The organism is Novosphingobium sp. fls2-241-R2A-195 (assembly GCF_030209485.1).
GTDB classification, from domain to species: Bacteria; Pseudomonadota; Alphaproteobacteria; order Sphingomonadales; family Sphingomonadaceae; genus Novosphingobium; species Novosphingobium resinovorum.
This window is the reverse complement of the sequence record NZ_JARVRY010000045.1, coordinates 1-1,369: the sequence shown is the minus strand read 5'-3', so window position 1 is coordinate 1,369 and position 1,369 is coordinate 1. Positions and strand designations below refer to the sequence as shown.

General features: G+C 60.0%; 2 protein-coding genes. Both read right to left on the bottom strand.

The annotated features are described in order from the left end of the window. On the bottom strand, positions 1–880 hold an 880-nt coding region (locus tag QRN25_RS25725; protein ID WP_285022358.1), incomplete at its 3' end, for a recombinase family protein. Beyond that, a complete protein-coding gene (locus tag QRN25_RS25720) occupies positions 867–1,052 on the bottom strand; it encodes a hypothetical protein (protein WP_285022355.1) in 186 nt (61 codons plus the stop codon). The genes QRN25_RS25720 and QRN25_RS25725, both read right to left, overlap by 14 nt. Between the last annotated feature and the right edge of the window lie 317 nt (positions 1,053–1,369).

Genomic DNA, 1,369 nt, shown 5'->3' with positions numbered 1-1,369 from the left:
CATGATGATCCCGGAGCAGCACTTCCCACGTTCCAAAAGGCTTGCCGTGGCCGTAGCTTTTGCGAGCCCTGCCATCGACAATCTCTGTCCGCTTCTCACTTTTGCCATAGGCGTATGCCCCAGCGTAGAACGGGTTCTTCAGGATCGAAATGACGCTCCGATAGCGAAGCGGCACCCAATCGAAGGACACTCTTTTGCGCCCGTCAGAAGGACGGGGGAAATGGAAATTGTCCGTGGTGAGCGAAATCAGCACCTGGCGGGCGCTACCAAGCTCGCGGAAGCGCGAAAAGATAAGGCGGATAGCCTCCTGCACCCGAAGGTCAGGATCAAGCCCCAGACCATAATCGCGGTGCCAGATATAGCCGATCGGAACACTGAGGCGCAGTTCCCCCCGTCGTGCTTTAGCGCGCGCCGCGTCGAGCATGCGCGTTCGCAAAATGCCGAGCTCAAACTCGCTGATGCTGCCCTTCATGCCCAACAACAAGCGATCATTCGGTCGACAAGGATCATACACGCCATCGAGATCGATCACGCGCGCTTCCACCAGGCCGCACAGTTCCAGGAGGTGATGCCAGTCTCGACCATTACGGGAAAGGCGCGATGCATCCAGGCACAGCACCGCGCCGACCATACCTGTGCACAGGCCGCTCACCAGTCGTTCGAAACCAGGGCGGTCGGCAGCGCCACTGGCGGTACGGCCGAGGTCATCGTCGATCACTTCGACATCACGGAACCCCCAGCGGCGCGCAACATCGACAAGTTCATATTGACGCCGCTGGCTCTCCAGGTTGTTCTGGACCTGGCCCGGGGTGGACTGCCGAACGTAGACGACAGCTTTGCGATTAAGCACCGTGGCCGGAATGAGATTATTGCCCGTCATCGCTCGGCTCCTTCGCCGCGACGCCGGCCGCCGCCATCAGGAGGGTCGCCAACTTGGCGACAACCGTGCTGCGTTCCGCGTCGGTCAGGCCCCGAATCTGCGGCATATCGAGCGGCATGCTCAACTGACGGGCCAGCATCGGTAACGTCGAGGGTGGTGGTAATGCCTTCACAGGGCGCCTCCTGGATGGGGGTGAGACCATCCGACGAAGTCTGCCTGAAACCGCGATCGGTAAGCAGTCTATGAAGCTCCACGAGGCCAGTCACCGCAATCCGCGGTTCGCCCATCGCCATACCAGCGCAAAACGCCCTATCCAGCATCCACTCCGAAACCTGAATGATCTCGCCCGGCCTGATCTCTACCCGGACAATCGCACCACTGGCCCGATCCTCGCGGCCTTCATACCGAAAACGGCCGCCGTAATATGGATGCCAACGGTAGTGAAACTCTACCATCTGCCCGACATGGGCAGAATGAACATGTGATAGC